This window comes from Megasphaera sp. SC8-1 (assembly GCF_024436295.1).
In the GTDB taxonomy this organism is placed as follows: domain Bacteria; phylum Bacillota; class Negativicutes; order Veillonellales; family Megasphaeraceae; genus Megasphaera; species Megasphaera elsdenii.
Window position 1 is genome coordinate 133283 of sequence record NZ_JANFQH010000031.1, and the last position, 21349, is coordinate 154631.

13 protein-coding genes are annotated in these 21349 nt (G+C 52.2%); all 13 read left to right on the plus strand.

The annotated features are described in order from the left end of the window. The first annotated feature begins 5 nt into the window (after positions 1-5). The 13 genes from NOS26_RS09725 (at position 6) to NOS26_RS09785 (ending at position 21236) form a co-directional block, all read left to right on the plus strand. The gene (locus tag NOS26_RS09725) at positions 6-7745 is read left to right on the plus strand and encodes a hypothetical protein (protein WP_255917657.1); all 7740 of its coding nucleotides are present in this window, start codon (positions 6-8) and stop codon (positions 7743-7745) included. After that, on the plus strand, positions 7742-9943 hold the full coding sequence (locus NOS26_RS09730) for a glycosyl hydrolase family 28-related protein (RefSeq protein ID WP_255917658.1): 2202 nt from the start codon (positions 7742-7744) through the stop codon (positions 9941-9943). Before NOS26_RS09725 ends, NOS26_RS09730 begins: the two co-directional genes overlap by 4 nt. Before the next feature lie 171 nt (positions 9944-10114). Then, entirely contained in the window at positions 10115-10354 is a 240-nt protein-coding gene (locus NOS26_RS09735; protein ID WP_255917659.1) for a hypothetical protein, read from the plus strand. A 10-nt stretch (positions 10355-10364) separates the two neighbouring features. After that, complete coding sequence (locus NOS26_RS09740; RefSeq protein ID WP_255917660.1) at positions 10365-10688, plus strand: hypothetical protein; 324 nt, start codon at positions 10365-10367, stop codon at positions 10686-10688. Between the two features lie 10 nt (positions 10689-10698). After that, entirely contained in the window at positions 10699-10920 is a 222-nt protein-coding gene (locus NOS26_RS09745) for a DUF6275 family protein (protein WP_255917661.1), read from the plus strand. An 11-nt stretch (positions 10921-10931) separates the two neighbouring features. Continuing rightward, on the plus strand, positions 10932-11237 hold the full coding sequence (locus NOS26_RS09750; RefSeq protein ID WP_255917662.1) for a hypothetical protein: 306 nt from the start codon (positions 10932-10934) through the stop codon (positions 11235-11237). An 11-nt stretch (positions 11238-11248) separates the two neighbouring features. Then, positions 11249-11845, plus strand: a complete 597-nt coding sequence (locus NOS26_RS09755) for a GH25 family lysozyme (protein WP_255917663.1) — start codon at positions 11249-11251, stop codon at positions 11843-11845. A gap of 12 nt (positions 11846-11857) precedes the next feature. Next, positions 11858-12262, plus strand: coding sequence for a hypothetical protein (locus NOS26_RS09760; RefSeq protein ID WP_255917664.1), 405 nt, complete (start codon positions 11858-11860; stop codon positions 12260-12262). 610 nt (positions 12263-12872) lie between these two features. Beyond that, positions 12873-14999 (plus strand): ASKHA domain-containing protein, encoded by a 2127-nt coding sequence (locus NOS26_RS09765; RefSeq protein ID WP_255917666.1) that lies wholly within the window; start codon positions 12873-12875, stop codon positions 14997-14999. 12 nt (positions 15000-15011) lie between these two features. Next, positions 15012-17483, plus strand: a complete 2472-nt coding sequence (locus tag NOS26_RS09770) for a homocysteine S-methyltransferase family protein (protein WP_255917667.1) — start codon at positions 15012-15014, stop codon at positions 17481-17483. Between the two features lie 14 nt (positions 17484-17497). Then, entirely contained in the window at positions 17498-18484 is a 987-nt protein-coding gene (locus NOS26_RS09775; protein WP_255917668.1) for a Gfo/Idh/MocA family protein, read from the plus strand. Next, positions 18481-20208 (plus strand): ammonium transporter, encoded by a 1728-nt coding sequence (locus NOS26_RS09780; protein WP_370687627.1) that lies wholly within the window; start codon positions 18481-18483, stop codon positions 20206-20208. Before NOS26_RS09775 ends, NOS26_RS09780 begins: the two co-directional genes overlap by 4 nt. Before the next feature lie 107 nt (positions 20209-20315). Next, a complete protein-coding gene (locus tag NOS26_RS09785) occupies positions 20316-21236 on the plus strand; it encodes a metallophosphoesterase (protein WP_072981133.1) in 921 nt (306 codons plus the stop codon). The last annotated feature ends 113 nt before the right edge of the window (positions 21237-21349 follow it).

Sequence of the window (21349 nt, forward strand, 5' to 3'; positions counted from 1 at the left end):
GAAATATGGCAGACTATACCTTTGATACATCGGGCGACTTGAGCGAAGCCTTCAAAGTAAAGCCCGTCGCAGAGCAGACGCAGGAAATGGTCGTTCCCTCGGCCGAAGAGACAGCAGAGCGGCACGAAGAAGAAGCCCAGCAGCAGGCTGAGAACGAAGAAAAGGTAGGGGAAATCATCGCCTCTGGAAAACCAGTTCGGCGGCCGCAGCCAGACCTTTTGACGACGCCGTCCATTACTGGAAACTTGAATTACCATGCGCTGGAAGAAAAACCGGAATGGCAGAAGGCCGCGGAATGGGTCGTCGACTCGGCCCGCGATATCTGGCGCAACCTGTTCAACGAAAATGCGCAGGTACTCAAGGATGCCGATACCTATGCCCCTATGCTCGGCGTGTCGCCGCAGTATATGGTAGATCATCCTGAACTGCTTGAAGAAACAAAGAAACGCGATACCCTATTGACTATCAATGACTTTCTTCCTGGCAATAACTGGTATTCGCCGGAAACGCTGGATAAATACTATCCGGAGTTGGCGAAATTCCGGCAGGAAAACCCCGTTGGTGCGGCCCTGGCCTTGCGGAATCACCGGGACTTGAATGATACTCGCAGCATCTTCGAACGTATCGGCGATGCCTTCAACAGTGCAGGTGAACTCTTTGCTGACGCATTTAACTCCGGCTCGGATATGGTGAAACTCTATGATGCACAGATGAAAGCTGTCAATGGCGAAGACCTGGATACCGTAAAACCGGAAGTCGACGAAATCACACAGCGTCTCAAAGCCTACCAGGAAGAAGACCGGCCCACATCGGCACTGGGGAAAATCGTCTATGATACCGTGCAGCAGCTGACCATTTACGGAACTCAGGGCTTGCGCGCTCTCCAGTATGTCCCGACGTTCATGGCCCTGGCTATGGCCAAGGCCGCTCCTGCCGCCGCCGCGGCTGGCCCGGAAACACTCGGGGCTGGCTCGGCCGCAATTCTGGCCACCGCCGGTGCGACCGGGGCTGCTTGGGGCTTGCGGATTGGCATGTACAATGAAATCAGCAAGCAATCCATGGCCGACAGATATTGGCAGATGGCACAGCAGCAGTCGAATGGAAAGCCTTTATACAGCCGGGCGAACATACTGGCTGATAGTGCCGTCGTCGGCGCGCTGAATGGGGCCGTCGAATTGGGATTGCTGGAATTCGGCTATGGTCCGATTAAAGCGGCCTTTGGCAAAGATGCCGCAAAATCTCTGCTGACCAATGCGGCTGCTCAACGGGACGTAATAAACCAGGGTAAATTAGCCCTGGCTAAGATTGCTGCCATTGCAGGAGCAAAACAGTACGCCCGCGGGACGCTGTCTGAATTAACGGAAGAGGGCGTGCAGTCCGTCATCGGTGACGTCGCAACCAACGTAGAATATGGAATCCATCATAAGGGAAGATGGAACACCGTCGGCGATGTGCTCAACAACGCCGTCGACGCGATGGTAGAGGCTGTCCCGGCCGCCCTCGGCATGGGCGCTATGGGAACCGGGATGCATACGGCCGGGCACTATAACGCCATGCGTAATATTGCCAGCCTCAAAGTTGACGCCTGGCGCGAAGAATATCAGCGCAACGTAGAAAAACAAATGATTACAGACCTTGTGGCTAATAAATCGGACAATAAGCTGGCTACAGATTCTCCGTCCACGTATCAAACTGTCATCCAAAGCCAGGCCGAACAGCACGATATGGGCACTATCTACACCGATGCCCAGGAACTGGCCCGGACTTCGGAAGGCGTCAACGTACTGAACGACCTCGTAAAACGGGATATAGTGACGCCGGAACAGGTAGATACAGCGGTACAGAATGGCACAGATCTGGAAATCAAGACAGGCGTCTTTGCGCAGCGGGCCGACGAATCGTTTGATACGGATACCCTCATGGATGCCTCTACCATGAACCAGGGCGGTACGCACTTGGCAGCGCTTCGCGAACGGAAGCAGCGTATGGATGCCCTGGCACAGGAACTTCGCGACATTGCCAACGATAAGAGCGATGCCATCTCCGAAGAAATCATGCAGGAACATTTTCAAGATGCCGATGCCATCGAACAGGATGCTGCCCGTGACGTCGTCTATCGCAATCCCTATGATTTGCAATCTTCTTACAAAGAAGCGCTGAAAGACGCTCGTAAGCAATATGAAGACGCAGTCAATTTTAAGTATTACTGGACCTACAAGCCCCAGGGCGTGTCTATCGTCGTTGCCGACACGGCCGACCATGACAACGTCCAGACCGGCCGCGGCTATCGCATGAGCAACAACGAACCCTGGTATAGCGATATGTATAAAGAGTACGGCGGGAAAGCAACGAAAGAGCAGATGCTCGATGTGGCCTATAAGAACGAACGGGCGGAACTGGCAGCGTCATCGCCGGAACTCCTGCAACAATGGGATGCCAACGTGGAAGCTGCTAAACAGCGCTATGAAACATTGCGCGATATGGGCGAAAAATTCGAAGAACTCAGCCATAGTGACTACGCCCTTCGTAAGACCTTCAGCAAAGAAGGTGCCGCCGTTTATCAGGACGCTGTAAAAACCTTCCAGCAGGGGAACCAGGCCGTATCCCAGGCAGCCAAAGAAAATGCCTACATATACGCCCGCATGGCCGAACGGTGGGCACAAATCCGCCGGGACTACGGAGACACAGCCTACACGGCTAAAGACTTTGCCGCTGCTCATCCCATCCACATTGGCGGAACTGGAAGCGATGTCCAATTCGGACAACCGATAACCAATATGACCATCAATCTGGACGCCCTTGCGCCAATCATTACGATTAAAGAAAAATATGCAGGCATGGACTGGAGGAATTTACGCCGTAAACTGCCTGGTACTGTCGAAGATGACATTGTTTCTAAGAAAAACGACAAAGGAGAGTATATCCCCTATGTCAATAAAGCAACGGGAAACAAAGTCATTGTTACGAAAAAATCAGTAGATCATTTCAAAACAGACCATACCAGTAATGCAGCAGCTACTAAGAACCGACAAAACACATTACATTATGAAATGATAGAAGCTATTCCGGATATTATCCGCAAGGGAATCTGGGTGGAAGATCATGTAGATAAACATGGAAAAGCTAATAGAATCTCATTGATTTTTGCGCTTGTAGAGATGAATGACAACAAATACGCTGTAAAAATTACTGTCAAAGCACAAAAACATGGCTTTAGTGTTGAAGATGGAGAATATACCCAATTTAGAGCTTATGATATATCAAATGAAAAAGAACCAATGCTTGGCAGTACCTCCGGACATTCTTCCTCTAGTGAGCAAGGGCTTGACCGGCCAGTACCAAGCATTGGTTCTAACATTAGTATACGTGACTTCCTGCAAAATGTAAACGATAACCTGGGTAAACCCTATATCAATTCCGATGGTACTCCCAATTATGGTATCTATTTTGGAGATAACAAAACTGGCGGTGTCATGTACATCGGGTCTGATGGATATAAACAGGCATATCGGCAGGGAAAAATCCGTGGTGCCTTCGACGCGAACACCGGCGCTATCCACCTCTTCGATGCAGCGGATCAGTCTTCTTTCATCCATGAATCAGCCCATATGTATTTGACGGAAATGGAACGTATGGTGCAGGAAGAAGGAGCGCCGAAACAGCTTGTCGAGGACTGGCATACAATTCAAGACTGGGCGTCTTATGCTGATGGCAGACTGGACGACTACAAAGGAACACTCCTGGAAAAAGAATTTGCAGGCTATGAAGCCGCTATCCGGAAGGCCCGCGAAAGTGGCAATACCGTAGCCATTAAAGCCGCCGAAGAACGCTGGATGCAGGAACGCTTCGCCCGTGCCTTTGAACGCTATATCGCCGAAGGGAAAGCGCCTGTAAAAGAATTACAGGGACCATTCCGCCGATTTAAAAAATGGCTTATCGGCATTTATCGGGATTTGCGAAACCTGGGCAAAGAACCGTCCGACGACGTGCGCCGTGTCATGGACCGGATGCTTGCGTCAGACGATGAAATAGAAGCCTGGGCACGGCTGCGCGAACTCGATGCATGGAACCGCAAAGGCTTTGCCGGGGATCTCTCCGGCAGCGAAGGGGCCATGATAAAGAAGTGGGCCGAAAAGATTAAAGAAGAATGTAAGGAAAAACTGCTTTCCCAATACGAAGAAGAAGCCCGGCAGCGTGACGAACTGGAACGGCAGCAGGGCTTAGAAGAAGAGCGTATCAGCTACCAGAAACAGTTGTGCGCGGAAAATCCCATTTACCAGTACGAAAATATCTACAACAACATGCCCGAAGCCCGCGCCGGTATTCTGGCCAAACTTGGCTATGAAAATGATGCCGAATTCAAGCAAGCTTTAAGAGACGCCGGCGGCACCATGGAAGAGCGGACCGACGCCTACATCGACTCCGTCCGAAAGACCTATGAAGAAGACATGGCCATGACGCCGGAAATGATCCGCGCGGAAGCGGACGAAATGCTGGCCTCAACCAATGGCCAGATGGCGCTAAACCAGCTGGAAGCGGCTGCCATGCGCCGAAAAATGAATGGCTATATTGCGGAATGTGTCAAAGCCCTTCGCGAAGTCAGCAATGTATCCGGCACTGATGCGCAGATTGCGGCACAGCTCCGGAAAATCATGGGCGTCGAAATTGACCGTAATGCCGCACAAAAAGGTGCACTGAAGGACAGTATTTTGTCTAAGAACCAGCAAATCAAAGAGCTGAAGAAGCAGCTGTCCGACACAAAAGAAAAGGACCAGGCGAATAAGAAGGAAAATGCCAGGGTCATCAAGGAACTGAAGGACTCGTTGAACGATGTCATCCACGGCCTCAATCAGGCCCGTGACATGGTCCAGGGCAGTGACATGGCCATGTTACGACTGGCCCGTGAAGAAATGGATGCTATGAAAGTATCGGAGGCGACGACATGGCGGCACTATGAAATCAAAGCCAAAGCGGCTAGTCACCGGGCGGACCAGTACATGAGTGCTGGTTCCTTCGAACAAGCAGTCATGGAAAAAGCCAATGCACAGAAATTCTATGCTATGGCTAGGGCCGCCAAAGATAATGCCGATTATATCCGTCGGGCCATGGCAGGGGAAAGCGGTTCCCTCGATATAAACGGCCAGGAAATCTACGGTATCAAAGGAATACTTAAACAATTAGGCCGCACCGACAAACCGGTCCGCATGGGACCACACGCCCGCTATTTCATCCAACATTTGGCGTATAACCTGGGCATGACGGACCGCGACGGGCGGCCGCCGCTGGATAAGGACGGCAACCCGGCACCCCTGAACTGGGACTACATTTACCGGGACCTCTCGCCGGACTACGCGACGGGACAGGACACGGCACCGAACCCGGACGCCATGGTAGCGCCGTGGATCCGTGCCATTGTCGACGGAAAAGACCGTATCCAATACGACAAAGACCTGACAATGGAACAATTCAGGGACATTAACGAAGCCATACGCGCCGTCAACAAAGTATCCCGCCGCGACTATGAAGCAAATACCCTTCTCGACGATGACGGCAAAGTCGTCGCCATTGCAGACGCTGCCGAACGCCTGGCAAAGTCTCTCCCGCATAAGGAAGGATGGAACGCCGAACAGGAACAGAACGACCGGACCCGCAAGGACCGGGGCAAGGGAATCCTGAGCGATGCCCTCTTATCGCTGACGAAAATAGAAACCTTGCTGCGGAACATGGGACCGGAATGGATGCAGTTTATCTATCGGCCTATTGATAAAGCCTGCCGCCGGGAACTCTCGATGCAGCAGGAAGCATGTCATGAATTCGCCAGGATTTACCATATCTACACGGACAAAGAATGGCAGCATATCCGCAGCGATAAAAAGTACTCCCTGGGCAGCGTGGACCGGTTCACGAAAGAGCAGCTCCTCGTCATGGCCCTGAACTGGGGCAACGAAGAAGGCCGGCAGCGTGTCCTCGACGAAGCCAACCGGACCGTCAAGAATAAAGCACAAAAAGCCAATGAGGCGACCATTGAGGACGTCTTCGCCCGTGCGCTGACAGATAAGGACCTGGACTTTTTGGAGGCTGTCTGGAAGCAATTAGACCAGTACTGGCCGGAACGAAATAAAGTTCAGGAAAGATTATACGGAGTGGGAATGGGAAGGGTCAAAGCAAAAGCCTATACTATAAATGGGCGTAAAGTAAGCGGTGGCTATTATCCCATTAAGTACGACCCAAGACTGACCTCTAAAACGAACGAAAGAGAACTGGACGATATTGTAAAAACGCAGCTTTCCGGGAGTTCGGCCATGGGGATAGGTATGGGCAGCACAAAGAAACGAGTGAAACAAGTAAACGACCAGGTTTTAAACAAATGTCTGGATACCTGGCCGGCTGCCGTGAATGAGGCCATTCACCATATCTGCATGAGAGAAGCTGTTACAGATGTATACAAGCTCATCTCTCAGCCTGCGGTAGAAGCGGCCGTTCATGAAAATTACGGGATGAAGACCTATGAGGCCCTCCGACAATGGGCAAAAGATTGCTGGAAGACGGATGTTCAAAAGACGGATAAAATTTCCCATATGTTGGCAACAATGCGCCGGAATACGACGTTCGCGATTATCGCGTATAGGACCAGTACAATGATGCTCAACTTATTAAATATCTTTCCTATGATGGCACGTATTGGGCCGGCAAACACGGTAAAAGCATTGGTTCGCTTTGGGGCTGGTGCCTTCAACAAAGGTACAAAGACGTATAATCGGAATCGCCGTTTTGTCATGGAACACTCGCCGTTTATGGCAGATCGTATCAATACGATTGACCGCGACATTCAGCAGAACATGCGCCTCGACATGCCGCAGAATATCAGCAGCGCTGGGCGTAGGGCATACGCAGCAAAAGAGGCAATAAACCGCTATGGGTATTTCTTCATTACCGAAACGGACCTCATGTGCAGTTTGGCGCTCTGGAAATTCCAGTACGACGAATCCCTGCGGCAGCAAATTGACGAAGGTAAAACCGATGAAAAGGCCATGCAGGACCAGGCACTGTTTGAAGCAGACCAGGCTGTCCGCGACGTCCTCGGTTCCAACATGGTAAAAGACCAGGCCGAAATACAGCGCAAGAACGGGTTCGTAGCACAGCTGACGTCGTTTTATTCGTACTGTAGTACCGTCATGAACGCGCTCATCGACGCCGGCTATAAATGGAAAGCCGGAAACCGTATGGCTATGTTTAACACGGTGCTCTATTGGATTGTCCTTAACTCCATATTTGAACAAGTGTATCGGTCGGCCGTGGCTGGCGATGATCTGGACAAGATGCTGAAAAAGATGGGCGTCAAAATGGTAAGCAACACCGTCCAGGGTATCCCAATCGTCCGCGATGCCGCCGAAATCATCGGAAATCATATGTTCGGATTGCCGAACTACGACAGTAGCAACGTCCTGGCCGTATCTGCTGTAGACGAACTCATGAAAGCCTCGAAAGCAGCAGCATCCAAAAATCAGGACGCCACCGACGTAGCCCGCGCCGCAAACCGCGCCTTGAACCGCTTTGTCGGATTGCCGGACACCTTGACCGACGGCTTCTGGTCCCTCATGCGCTTCAGCATGATTGATACAGACCGCAGCCTGGCCACCTTGGCCAACGCAGTCATCTTCGACAGGCGGTATAAAACGGCCAAAGAACGGCAGCAAGAAGCCAAACGGAAAGCTAATGAAAAGAAAAAGGAGAATAAAAAATGATTCAGACAACGGAAGTAAGCATTACCTACAAAGGAGACGGCGTGCAAACGTCGTTTCCGTACCCTTATCCGTATCGTAATAGCGATGACATAGTCGGGTACATCATCAATGATGTGGGCTATGAAAAACGAATTACGAATAATTTCAAGTATGACAAAGTCAGCAACATATACCAGTATCCCTTAGCAGGGGACCCCCTGGCCGCGCCATACTCCATCAAACTCATCCGGGAAACACCGCAGCAACAGAACGCAGATCTTCCGGGAAAACTGCCATTCTCGCTCATCGAAAAAAGCCTGGACTGGATTATCATGATCCTCCAGGAAATCGGAAGCCGCTGTAATAGCCTGTGGCATATCCGAAACGACTGCAAACTCAGCGAAACCAACGCCAGAAACAGCGCCAGTGCCGCCGCCGAAAGCGAAGAAAATGCAGCCAATAGCGAAGACATGGCAAAAAAATGGGCCATGTCCCCTGTAAGCCCTGATGGATTAGTTGATCCTGACAGCCCTACAGGCTACACACAGAGCGCTAAAATCTGGGCAGCCCTATCACGCGAATATGCCGGTATGAGTAAATTCAAACTCCCAATCGCCTACTATAATAGTGTGGCTGAAATGAAAACTAGTGAAACGGCCCTAGCCGGGCGCCCATGCGTGACACTGGGATACTATGCGCCGAATGATGGTGGTGGTGCTGTCTATATCATTAGACAGAAAAAAGAAAGTGATACAGATAATGGGGGCAGTATCCTCGTCTTAGATAATGGAAATGTATCCGAATTAATTATTGATGGAGCCATTAATGTTAAACAGTTTGGGGCACAAGGAAACGGGAGTACCGATGATACAATTGCTATACAAAATGCGATAACTTATAGTGTTTCATCTTACAAAAGTTTATATGTACCAAAAGGTACATATCTTATAACCTCAAGTTTACGCATTAATGGCAGTATATTTATTAATGGGGAAAAACCTAGCAATTCTCCATGGACAATAGATGGAGGTCAGGCCTGCTTTTTATATGGTGGGACTGATAATACAGCAGCACTTTTAATCATGGAAGATGATAAAGATGTAACAACAGATGATGGAATAGTTGGTGGGCCAAGGGATATATATATTACTAATATTTCATTAAACGCAAAGTCTAATAAAACCATTGGATTGTGTACTCAAGCATATAACATACGCTTCACCGGAATTGCAATACATGGATTTGGCATAGGAGCTTTGTTAAAACGATCATTCTTAGTCACATTTAAAGACTGTAATATGTGCAATGGTATAGATTTGTATTGGTATAAGTGTACTACACTATGCACTGTAAGTGGGGGGTGGTATTATTCACTTGGATTAGATAAAGCTTCTATTGATGATACTCTATGGAATATAATTCCAGGAAACACATTAATGACAAACGAATATACCGCATTTATACTTATTAATACTTCAATATCCGGAGGATGGTATGCGATAGAAAACAGTAATGTTGCAGTACAAATGACATATAATTCCAAATTAATTGCGCAATCGCCGAATATTGAAGGCTGCGGTGTAATGGGTATTGATGTCAAAGAACCATATGAAACCCCTTCGCAACTCAAATATGCTGTTATAAAACTATATGATGTTAATTTTGGAGCCAGTACTTCATCTACTTTTTATTGGATAAATCCAAATACATTTGGGGTATTTTTAGATGTGCGTTGTAAATCATATGTGTCACAGATGATCCCAAATGTATTTGGATTTTATTCTTCTTCACATGTTTTTGGTACACTGCTTGGTGGAAGCTATGATTATTCCTGCCTAGATAATCCAACAAATAAAACACTAACTAGGGGAGATGTTATTAATAATTCTAGGATTACAAAATATGGCAACCAAATAGACCTAGTTATTTCTGGGTTCCCAGTTTTTTCTGATGCAACATCAACTGATAAAGTATTTTTAAATCTTTTTAGAAAATGGGAATATTCCTCTAATAAATGGATTCTGCGAACATCTAACAACGTATATGCGCAAGGATTTGCATATACTACAACTAAAGTTTATCTTGTGGGTATTACCTCAGAAGGTAATCTATGGTATCAAAATATATCAGACAGTACTGATTCTGGTATCGTCACCTACGGCTTATTAAGTACGTTTGTGTATTGTAGAATTTACGGTATGTATCCATATGGCGGATAGGACTCAGGCAGCACTACGATTGCTATAAACACAATAATGTCTTAAAGGAACAAAAGGAAGATGAAAAATGAAACGAGGTACACTACACAAAATGATTAACACACTATGGAACTTATGGACAGCCACAGAGGTAAAGATTGGCTGTCTTTTTCGTTGGAAGGAAGCGAATACATGAGCGAACATGATTTCCAGACGGAAGTTCTCGAACGCATGAGCCGACTTGAAGCACAATCTAAACAGGCGCTCGATACGGTGAAAAAATTAGAGGAGCAATTTCAGGCTACGAAAGAGCTGGCAATCATTGCAGATCAGCGCGGACGTGCGGCTCATCATCGTATCAATTCGATGTATGTCATCGCTGGCATTATCGGCGGTATCATATCTTTTATTGTTGATTATTTTCGGCATTAGGAGGGATGCTATGAAAAAGGTTGTCCAATTTGGACATTGGGCAGAGAAAAATTGGCTGGCTTTAGTCATCATGTTGTCCGTCATCATGATGATTTTTCTTTGCCTGATTTTATGTAGCTGGCTTTACGGGTACTGGTCAAATGCACTAAATGGCACAAAATTTGAACTTATGAGTTGCTGGTCCGGCGTATCTGCCGTGGCCGGCGGCTTGGCCGGTATCGTGGGCCTGGCAAAAGCAGCCTGGACAAAGTACGGCATGGATTCGCGGTATAATTCGCCAGTAGGAGCTATGCCATTAAGACAGGAGGTCAAGAAGGATGCAGGAAAAAGCTAGAAGAATTGTCATGAATTATTTTAATGACCATGTAGACGTTACTGATGAGAAAAAACTCACGATGGATGATGTCTTTGTCGTCTGGTTTTGTAAGACATTACAGAATTGGAAGTGCTTAGTCAGTACAACGGTGTCAGATGGCATGTACTACGAAGTTACCCACAACGGCGACAAAAACGAAAACTACGTCGACGTTTACAAGAAGTGGGAAAATTACTGCGTAAAAGGTTAGGAGGAATATATATGAATACAGTTAAAGCCTTTATTAGCCAGCCTATGAGAGATAAAACCGACGAACAAATTTTAGCAGAGCGGACCCGTGCGATTAAAGCGATTAAAAAGCAATATGGCGAAGACGTTGTTGTGCTGGACTCGTTTTTTCAGGGAGCACCTCATGATGCTAAACCGTTGTGGTTTTTAGGCCAATCCATCTTAATTTTATCGCAGGCCGATGTGGCATATTTCATCGGAGATTGGAAAAAATACCGTGGATGCAAGGCAGAAAATATGCTGGCTCATGAATATGGAATTAAAACAATTGAAGAATAGGAGGCGCACATATGAAAGTAATTGATATTTCTGACTGGCAAGAAGGCATTAACTTTGACGATATTGTCAATGCTGGCGTCGAAGGTGTCATCATTAAAGCGTTGAACGGACAATCTCCGACGGCTTGCGTATATGATTTTGTTGAAGAATGTCGTAAACGTGGCTTACCTTGGGGCGTCTATTGCTATACTCACGCCTGGACTCCTGATGAAGCCCGCGTAGAAGCACAGTCCATGCTTAATCTGTTGGGCGGCGAAACACCGGCACTGGGAATTTGGTACGACATTGAAGATGATCCCAACACGCTGCCGAACCCAGTTAAGTGGTTGACCGGCGTTGCAGATCCTACGGGCCGCTGTTCTGCATTTATTTCAGAATTAAATGCAGCCGGTCAGTCGGCCGGTATCTACGCCGGCTATTACGCCCTGCGAGACTACATTGCTACAAGTGAATTGGCAGATTATGTCCCAATTTGGTATAACCAGTACAATGCAACGTGCGATTACTCGGAAGTTTGCCGCTTGCCGCTGGCAGGATGGCAGTACACATCCAATGACCGCATTGATGGCTGGGATTGGGGACTGGATATGAATGAATGGTATATGTAGGAGGTGATCTTATTGTATCTGCCGCAGAGAAAGGAAGTTGAAGCCATTGTCCAACAAAATAAAACACTTATCATTGCTTGCTTGTTGTTGCTTCTGGTTGCTCTTACCGGGGGCTGGATGGTGTACCGGCACTACGACAGACAAGCAGCCAGCGGCAATCACGATGTCAGCCGTACAGTACAATCAATTAAAGACGACAATCAGAGAGCTAGAGAGCAACTTGTCAACGCTTCAGATGAAATTGAACAAGCTCGACGGCAACTCGACGACGTTGCAGACTCAATTAACAGCAGCCAACGAACAGTTGACGAAAACAAAAAACTCATTGCAGACAGCCAGCGTCTCATTGACTCAAGCCAACAACGAATTACAGAGGCAGAAAGAATCTTTGCAGACATTGACAGACCAAATCAATAATATGACAAAAAAAGAAGCCCGCTTAAAACGACAGCGGGATACCTGGGCCGTTACAGCAGGAATTCTTCTGGTGGGCTGGGTGACAAAATAATGGTATACATGTAAAAAAAGTGCCTCCTAAATTCAGTGATGCAATCAGCTAAATTTAGGGGGCATTTTATTTCATAATGCGAGAAAAAACATACTAGGCAGAACAAAAAATATAAAAATAGTCATCTGTAAAATAAATAGGTTTAGAATTAATGACATTGCGGACCACCATCAATGAAAAAGAGACCGTACATGATAAAAATCTTCATGTGCGGTCTTTTTGTTTTGCCTCTCTTTATAGGAGAGGTGCCCCAGCGGGGCGGAGAGGTTGAACTATGATTGGGCATGTCAAAGAAATTTTCTACCTTTTGTATTTATGTCTACGCAAAATTGCTATTAGAAGATACTGATGAAACTGCTTATATTTCGTCCAATTTGACAACTAACTGCTAGCCACTAATGGCTTGAAAGGGATTGTTGCGCGTGCGACCATCCCTTTTTTATTAAGATTGTGTTGCCACGAGACGCCTTGAGGTTATATAATTTATGTATTATGGATAATCTTTTTAGGAGGAAGTATATGGCAGATATTCGTATCATCCGGGGGCAGCGGATTGTTCCCGATATAGAGCAGGCCTTGCGCTTTGCCGGCTATGGCTCGAAAGGGGAGGCCTGGGAACGGGCTGAAGGGATGTGCCGGGATATGGCACCGCTCCTGCGGCGGTCTTTGCAGGCCAAGGCGGCTCTGGCTTTTGCCGGGGAACGGCTCTATGTCATCCTGACGTTAGGCGCGGCTGTGAGTCGTCAGCTGGACCGCTATCGCGATGACGGCGACGACGTAGGGGCTCTGCTGTTCGATGCCATGGCGGATACGTGTCTGTTTGCTTTGGAACAGCAGGTTCTCCAGCAGCTCCGCCTTATTTGCCGGCAAAAGGGCTGCGGCATCGTCTGCCGGCACGAGCCGGGAAGTGACCTGCCTTTATCGGTCCAGGCCGATGTCATCCGTGAGACTTCAGCTGGTCGGACGGTCGGCGTGACGGTCAATGCCTCGATGGCTTTGTCACCGGCTAAGTCCATGAGCCTGGTTTTTGATTTAGGTGACGACCCGGCTGTGTTCCAAGTGAATCACGATTGTACATCCTGCCCGAAGACGGATTGCACCCAGCGCCAGGCTGGGACGGCTCAGGAAGTGCATATCACCTGCCCCGGAGGCTGCCGGGTCCATGAATATATCCAGGCTCAGGGAACGGCTCTGGCCCTGCCTTGCGGCGGTAAGGGCATGTGCGGCAAGTGCCGTGTCCGCGTCGTCCAGGGGACATTGCCGGTTACGCCCGAAGACCGGCGCATCTTTTCTGATGAACAACTGGCCCAGGGCTGGCGCCTGGCCTGTAAGGCCGTGACCCGCGATGCCGTAGAGCTCGTCGTCCCGGTCCAGGAGCAGCAGGGCTTTTCGGCCGTCGCAGCCGACTCGACGGACCCGGCTGCTGTGGTAACGGAAGGTCATGACTACGGGCTGGCTGTCGATATCGGGACGACGACGTTAGCCGCAGCCCTCGTCGACTGCACCGATGGCCAGATCCTGGCGACGGCGACGGCCGTCAACAGCCAGCGTTCCTTTGGGGCCGACGTCATCAGCCGTATCGGCGCTGCCTGCCATAGCAAGGGAAAGGCCTTGCAGAAAGCCGTCCGTCGCGATTTGACGCGCCTTGTGCAACAACTCTTCCAGGACCATCCCGGCGTTGCCGGCCATTGTCACCGCATGGCCATCGCGGCCAACACGACGATGCTCCATCTGCTCATGGGCTGGTCTTGTGAGGGCTTGGGGAACTGGCCCTTCCATCCCGTCTCGCTAGGTGGCGGGACCTATGAAGTACAGGCCGTTCTGGGACAGCAGGGCGTACTTACGGACTGCACAGTGACTTTGCTGCCCGGTATGAGTACCTACGTCGGCGCCGATATTACGGCCGGCATCTGGCAGTGCGGCGTCGCTTCGTCGGACGACCTCAGCTTGTTCGTCGATTTGGGGACCAATGGGGAGATGGCCCTGGGGAACAAAGAGAAACGCTTCATCGCTTCGGCACCGGCCGGGCCGGCCCTGGAAGGGGGCAAGCTGACCTGGGGAACAGGCAGTGTGCCCGGGGCCATCTGCGGGGTCCACATCGAGCGGGGCCGGGCCAAGGTGCGGACCATCGACCATGGGGTCCCTGTCGGCATCTGCGGGACGGGCATCCTGGAAGCCATGGCCAGCCTCGTCCGGGAAGGCCTGGTCGACGAAACGGGGAAACTCGTCGAACCTTATTTCCATAAAGGCTTCCCGCTGGCATCGACGCTGGATTATCAGCGCATCATCCTGAGCCAGCAGGATATCCGGGAAATCCAGATGGCCAAGAGCGCCATCCGGGCCGGTATCGAATCGCTCATCGAACGGAGCGGCCTTTCCCGCCAGCATATCCGGCAGGTCTGGCTGGCCGGCGGCTTCGGCTATTATCTGGATCCGCAGAAAGCGGCTGTCATCGGCCTGCTGCCGCCGGATTTGGCTGAACGGACGACGGCCGTGGGCAATACGTCCCTGAAAGGGGCCATCGGCCTTTTGACGGGCGCCGTGACCTTAGACACGTTACAGGCCATCGCCGACGGGGCGGAAGAAATCGTCCTCGGCAACGATGAAGCCTTTCAGCGTTTATATATCGACTATCTGAATTTTTAGGGGGAACTTAGATTGACTAACGAAGAATTCCAGCACTTGCTCAGCCGCGGCGTCGTCATGCTCGACGGTGCGACTGGGACGAATCTGCAACAGGCGGGCATGCCTATCGGCGTCTGCCCGGAAAAATGGATCTTGGAGAACCGCCAGGTCATGATCGACTTGCAGCGCCACTTCATCGAAGCGGGCAGCCAGATCTTGTATGCACCGACCTTTACGGGGAACCGCATCAAACTGGCCGAATACGGTCTGGACGACCAGCTGGCCGCCATCAACCAGGGCTTGGTCGCCATTTCCAAGGAAGCCGCCCAGGGGAAGGCCCTGGTCGCCGGCGATATGACCATGACGGGCCAGCAGCTCTATCCCATGGGCGACCTGACCTTTGAGGAACTGGTCGATGTTTATCGCCAACAGGCAAAGGTCTTGTATGACGCCGGCGTCGACCTGTTCATTGTCGAAACCATGATGAGCCTCCAGGAAACGCGAGCCTGCGTCCTGGCCATCAAAGAAGTCTGCGACCTGCCCATCATGGCGACGCTAACTTTTGAAAAAGACGGCCGTACCCTCTATGGGACGCCGCCGGAAGCGGCTGTCGTCGTCCTGCAGCATCTCGGCGTCGATGCCGTCGGCCTGAACTGCTCGACCGGGCCGGCCGATATGGTGGAAACGGTCCAGAAGATGTATGAATATGCAACGGTCCCCCTCATTGCCAAGCCCAATGCGGGCCTGCCGGAATGGGATGGCGACAAGACGGTCTACAGGACGACGCCGGAAGAATTTGCTCAGGACGGTAAACTGCTCATCGAAGCCGGTGCCCATATCGTCGGCGGTTGCTGCGGGACGACGCCGGACCATATCCGGGCCCTCCACGATGCGGTCTGCCAGATGACGCCGAAAGCGCCTCATGCCAGCCATCACCGCGTCCTGGCTTCGGAACGGCAGGTCGTGGAAATCCAGCTCGACGGCTCTTTCCAGGTCATTGGTGAACGCATCAACCCGACGGGCAAGAAGAAGCTCCAGGCTGAACTGCGGGCGGGAAAGCTGGACCTGGTACGCGCCATGGCCCGCGAACAGGAACGCAACGGCGCGGCCATCCTCGATGTCAACATGGGGACCAACGGCATTGATGAAAAGGAAATGATGCTCAAAGCCATTTACGAAGTGACGGGCGTATCGGGCCTGCCCCTCAGCATCGATACGAGTTCGCCGGAAATCATGGAAGCGGCCCTGCGCATCTATCCCGGCCGGGCCTTGGTCAATTCCATTTCCTGTGAAACGGAAAAGCGCAAACAGCTCCTGCCGGTCGTCAAGAAGTACGGCGCCATGTTCATTGCCCTGCCCGTATCCGACGCCGGTATCCCTAAGACGCTGGAAGAAAAGCACGCCGTCCTCGACGAACTCCTGACCGATGCCTATGACCATGGCTTTACGCCGGAAGACATCGTCGTCGATGCCCTGGTGGCTACGGTCGGTGCGGCACCGACGTCGGCCCTGGACTGCATGGCGACTTTCTCGCACTGCAAACGCGACCTGGGCCTGGCGACGGTCTGCGGGCTGTCCAATATCTCCTTCGGCCTGCCCGACCGGATGTATGTCAATGCCACTTTCCTCTCCATGGCCATCGCCAGCGGCCTGACCATGGCTATTGCCAATCCGTCCCAGGACCTGCTCATGAATACGGCAGCGGCTGCCAACATGCTCATGAATAAGGAAGGCAGCGACCTGGCCTATATCCACCGCATGCAGTATTTCGACAAGAAAGAAGCCGAAAAGAAACGCCAGGAAGAGGCAGAACTCCTGGCCCGTCAGGGGATGCCGGCCGACGTGGCGGCGGCGGGGGAGTCCCAGCAGACTGAACAAGGGCCGGTCAATCCCGTCTATCAGGCCGTCCTGGAAGGGGAAAAGGATGCCGTCGTATCCCTGGCCCAGGCCGAACTGGCCAAGGGCATGGCACCGGATGCGGTCATCAACGACCTGCTCATCCCGGCCATTACGAAAGTCGGCGATTTGTACGATAAACAGGTCTACTTCCTGCCCCAGCTCATTGCCAGCGCCAACACCATGGAAACGGCCATTGCCTATTTGGAACCGCTCATCAAGAAGGAACCGGGCCAGCAGGACATGGCGACCATCGTCATCGCGACCGTCGAAGGCGACGTCCACGATATCGGCAAGAACCTGGTCGGTCTCATGCTACGCAACTACGGCTATAAAGTCGTCGATCTGGGCAAGGACGTGCCGGCCGGTACGATCATCGAGACGGCGCTGCGTGAAAAAGCGTCTGTCGTCGGGCTGTCGGCTTTGATGACGACGACCATGATGCACATGAAGGACGTCATCGCCGAAGCGGCGGATAAGCATTACGACGGCAAGATCATCATCGGCGGCGCGGCCGTCACGCCGAGTTTCTCTGATGAAATCGGGGCCGATGGCTATTCCAAGGATGCGGCAGATTGTGTCAAACTCGTCGGCCGCCTGTTAGCATAAAAGGGGGAATCGTTATGCCAGCATATCGTTGGGCGACGTTAGGCTGCGGCGTCATCGGCCATGAACTGGCCCAGGCGATGCAGGCCCTGGGCGGGAATTTATACAGTGTCGGCAACCGGACCCATGAGAAGGCCCTGGCTTTTGCTGAAAAATACGGCATCTCCAAGGTCTACGACAGGCCAGAGGATATCTTTGCCGATCCCGACGTCGATATCGTCTATATTTCGACGCCGCACAATACGCATATCCGCTATCTCCTGCCGGCCCTGTCTGCCGGGAAGCACGTGCTCTGCGAAAAATCCATCACCTTGAACAGCCGGGAACTGGACCAGGCCCGGCGCTGTGCTCGGGAACACGGCGTCGTCCTGGCCGAAGCCATGACTTTGTATCACATGCCGGTTTATAAGCAGCTCGCCGAGCTTATCCGCTCCGGGGCCCTGGGGCCGCTGCGGTTCATCCAGATGAATTTCGGCAGTTATAAAGACTATGACATGACGAACCGCTTCTTCAACCGCTCTCTGGCTGGCGGGGCCCTCCTCGATATCGGCGTCTATGCCTTGTCTTTCGTCCGCTATTTCATGAGTTGTCAGCCCGACCAGATTGCGTCACAGGTCCGGCTGGCGCCAACCGGCGTCGATGAACAGGCGGGCATCCTCTTGCAGAACCGGGAAGGGGAAATGGCGACGATTTCCTTATCGCTCCACGCTAAGCAGCCGAAACGGGGCATGGCCGCTTTTGACAAGGGGTATATCGAAATCTACGACTATCCCCGGGCCGATACGGCGACGATCACCTATACGGCCGATGGCCGCCAGCAGGTCCTGCAGGCCGGCCGCCAGGCCAAGGCCCTGCAATACGAAATCGTGGATATGGAAAATGCCGTGGCTCATGGTGGCCAGGGCATGTATCTGGATTATACGAAAGAGGTCATGGACCTCATGACGGCCATCCGCCAGCAGTGGGGCCTGACGTATCCGGAAGAAGAGGGGGGAGTACGATGAGTTACTCGGCAATCGATACACTTTGGATTCTCATGGCCGCAGTCCTGGTCTTCTTCATGCAGCCTGGCTTTGCCATGCTCGAAGCGGGTCTGACGCGGGCCAAGAACGCCGGCAACATCGTCATGAAGAATTTCATGGATTTTGCCCTGGCTACGCTGGTTTTCTGGCTGGCCGGTTTTGGCCTCATGTTCGGTCACGATTTGTCCGGCCTCATCGGGGTACCGGATTTCTTTGCCCAGCAAGTGGATTTCACGGCCGGGACACCTTATCCGGACCTGGCCTTTCTGCTCTTCCAGACTGTCCTCTGTGCCGTGACGACAGCCATCGTATCCGGTGCCATGGCGGAACGGACGAAGTTTTCGTCGTATTGTCTGGTCACGATTATCATCAGCCTGATCATTTATCCCGTTGCCGGCCACTGGGTCTGGGGCGGCGGCTGGCTGGGCGCCTTGGGTTTCCATGATTTTGCCGGTGCTTCCGTCGTCAGCCTGACTGGCGGCATCTGTGCCCTGACCGGTGCCAAGGCCCTGGGTCCGCGCATCGGCAAGTATAACCAGGATGGGTCGGTCAATGCCATTCCCGGCCACAGCCTGCCCCTGGCCTGTCTGGGCATGTTCATCTTGTGGTTCGGCTGGTTCGGCTTCAATGGTGGCCAGACCCTGTCCTTATCGGGGGAACAGACCCTGCTCAAGGCGGCAGCTATCTTCTTTATCACCAATATCGCGGCCGCTGCCGGGACGACGGCAGCCATGGTGACGACGTGGATCCGTTATGGCAAGCCTGACGTATCCATGACCCTTGACGGCTGTCTGGCTGCGCTGGTCGCCATTACGGCCGGCTGTGATGTCGTCAGTGTGCCTGGCGCTTTCTTCATCGGCGCTATCGCCGGTGTCGTCGTCGTCTTCCTCATCGAATTCATTGACCAGAAGCTCCGCATCGACGATCCCATAGGGGCCATTGCGGCCCATGGCGGCTGCGGGGCCTTGGGAACGATCCTGACGGGCTTGTTCAGCGTCAAAGACGGCCTGCTCTATACGGGTGACACCCATTTGCTGCTGGTCCAGATCGCCGGCGTCGCAGCTATCGGCCTGTTCGTCTTCGTCGCCATGACGTTGGTCTTTCGCATCCTCCAGGCGACCATCGGCCTGCGCGTATCGACAGCCGAAGAAATCAACGGCCTGGACTTCAAGGAAAACGGGCTGGTACCGGCTTACGGCCTGGACCGCAGCGACAGTCTGGAAGACTTGTCTGAAGCCTTGAAGGCCGGGGAAGCGCCGCAAGGGGCGAAAGAAATCCCCCTGGACCAGGTCATCCCCGATTCGGTCATGGCCAGTCCCCAGCCGGTCGGCGGCCATGCCATGTATAACGTGACCATCATTACCGATGAGAAGCGGTTCGAAACCTTGAAGGATGCCATGGAAGCCATCGGCATCACGGGCATGACCATTACCCGGGCGCTGGGCTTCGGCATCGAAAAAGGGCGGACCGAATTCTACCGCGGTGCCAAGGTGTCGGCCAAGCTTCTGCCGAAAGTCCGCGTAGAAATGGTCGTTTCCAAAGTATCGCCGCGGACCATCATCGAGACGGCCAAGAAAGTGCTCTATACGGGCAACTACGGTGATGGCAAGGTCTTCGTGTCGGCCATCGATAATGCCGTCAAGATCCGCACCGGCGAAGAAGGATACGACGCCCTGCAGGACTACCCGGTAGCCGCGAAGAAGTAAGCTTTTACGGATATTTCCCTTGATTTTTGCAAAAAATATACAGGCTCTGGCTATACTGAACGTATACAGCCCGAGCCTGTTTTTGTATGGATGAAGGAGGAAATGCCATGTTTGCGTCGTTGTTTGCCAAAACCCAAGCCCAGCCTCAGCGGAATTATTCCCGCCTGGTCATCATCAGTGATTTCCATTATCCCTGTAAGAACCTGGTCCCGCCGAAGGAACGCCTGATGCGGATGGCCGCCAAAGAAAGGGTGCTCCAGGAAATGAATGACTGGCGGGACCTGGACCTGGCTGTCTTTACAGGGGACATGGTCCAGCGCAACGGCGATGCTGCCGAATACCGCCTGGTGCGCCTCGTCGTCAATGGATTGAAGAAACGCAAGGCTTTCATTGCTGGAAATCACGAACTGCTCTATACGGGCCATCATGGCGAACTGCGCCCTGGGAGCTGCACGGAACGGATCATCCATTTCGCCCGCTATACCCAGACCTTCGGCCCCCTTTATTATGCCGGGGAGCAGGGCGGATACCTGTTGGTCTTCTTATCGCCTGACACCGTGACCGGCGGCGCAGCCGTCGAACTGTCCCATCAGCAGTTGGCCTGGCTGGACCAGACCCTGGCCGCCCATCGCCAGCAGCCGACGATCATCTTCTGCCATGCCCCGCTGGAACAGACGGCCGTATCGAGCCGTCCTGGCATCAGCCTGCCGTCGCCGCGCAATTCTGTCCAGCCGGCAGCTGATATCCGCACCATCTTGGCCCGCCATCACCAGGTCCGCCTGTGGGTATCGGGCCATACCCATACGATGCCAAGCGATGCCACCTTCATGGATGACGCCAATTACTATGAAGGCCGCGTCCTCAACGTCTATAACAGCGATTGGGATGAAGACACGATTTACACCAACTCCCTCTACCTTTACGAAGACCACATACTCGTCCGGACCTATGACCATAGCCAGGGGACCTGGATCCCGGCCTTCGACCGCACCGTGGTCCTGCCGGAATGGTGCTGCCTGACGGCTTAAAGGCGCCTTTGGCGCCGTGGGTCGTTTGCCGTGATTCGTGGTTCGTAGGAGCGTCCACGTGGGACGCCCGCGCGAATCCTGTGTACAGCCTGTCCGGTATTTCTACGAATTTT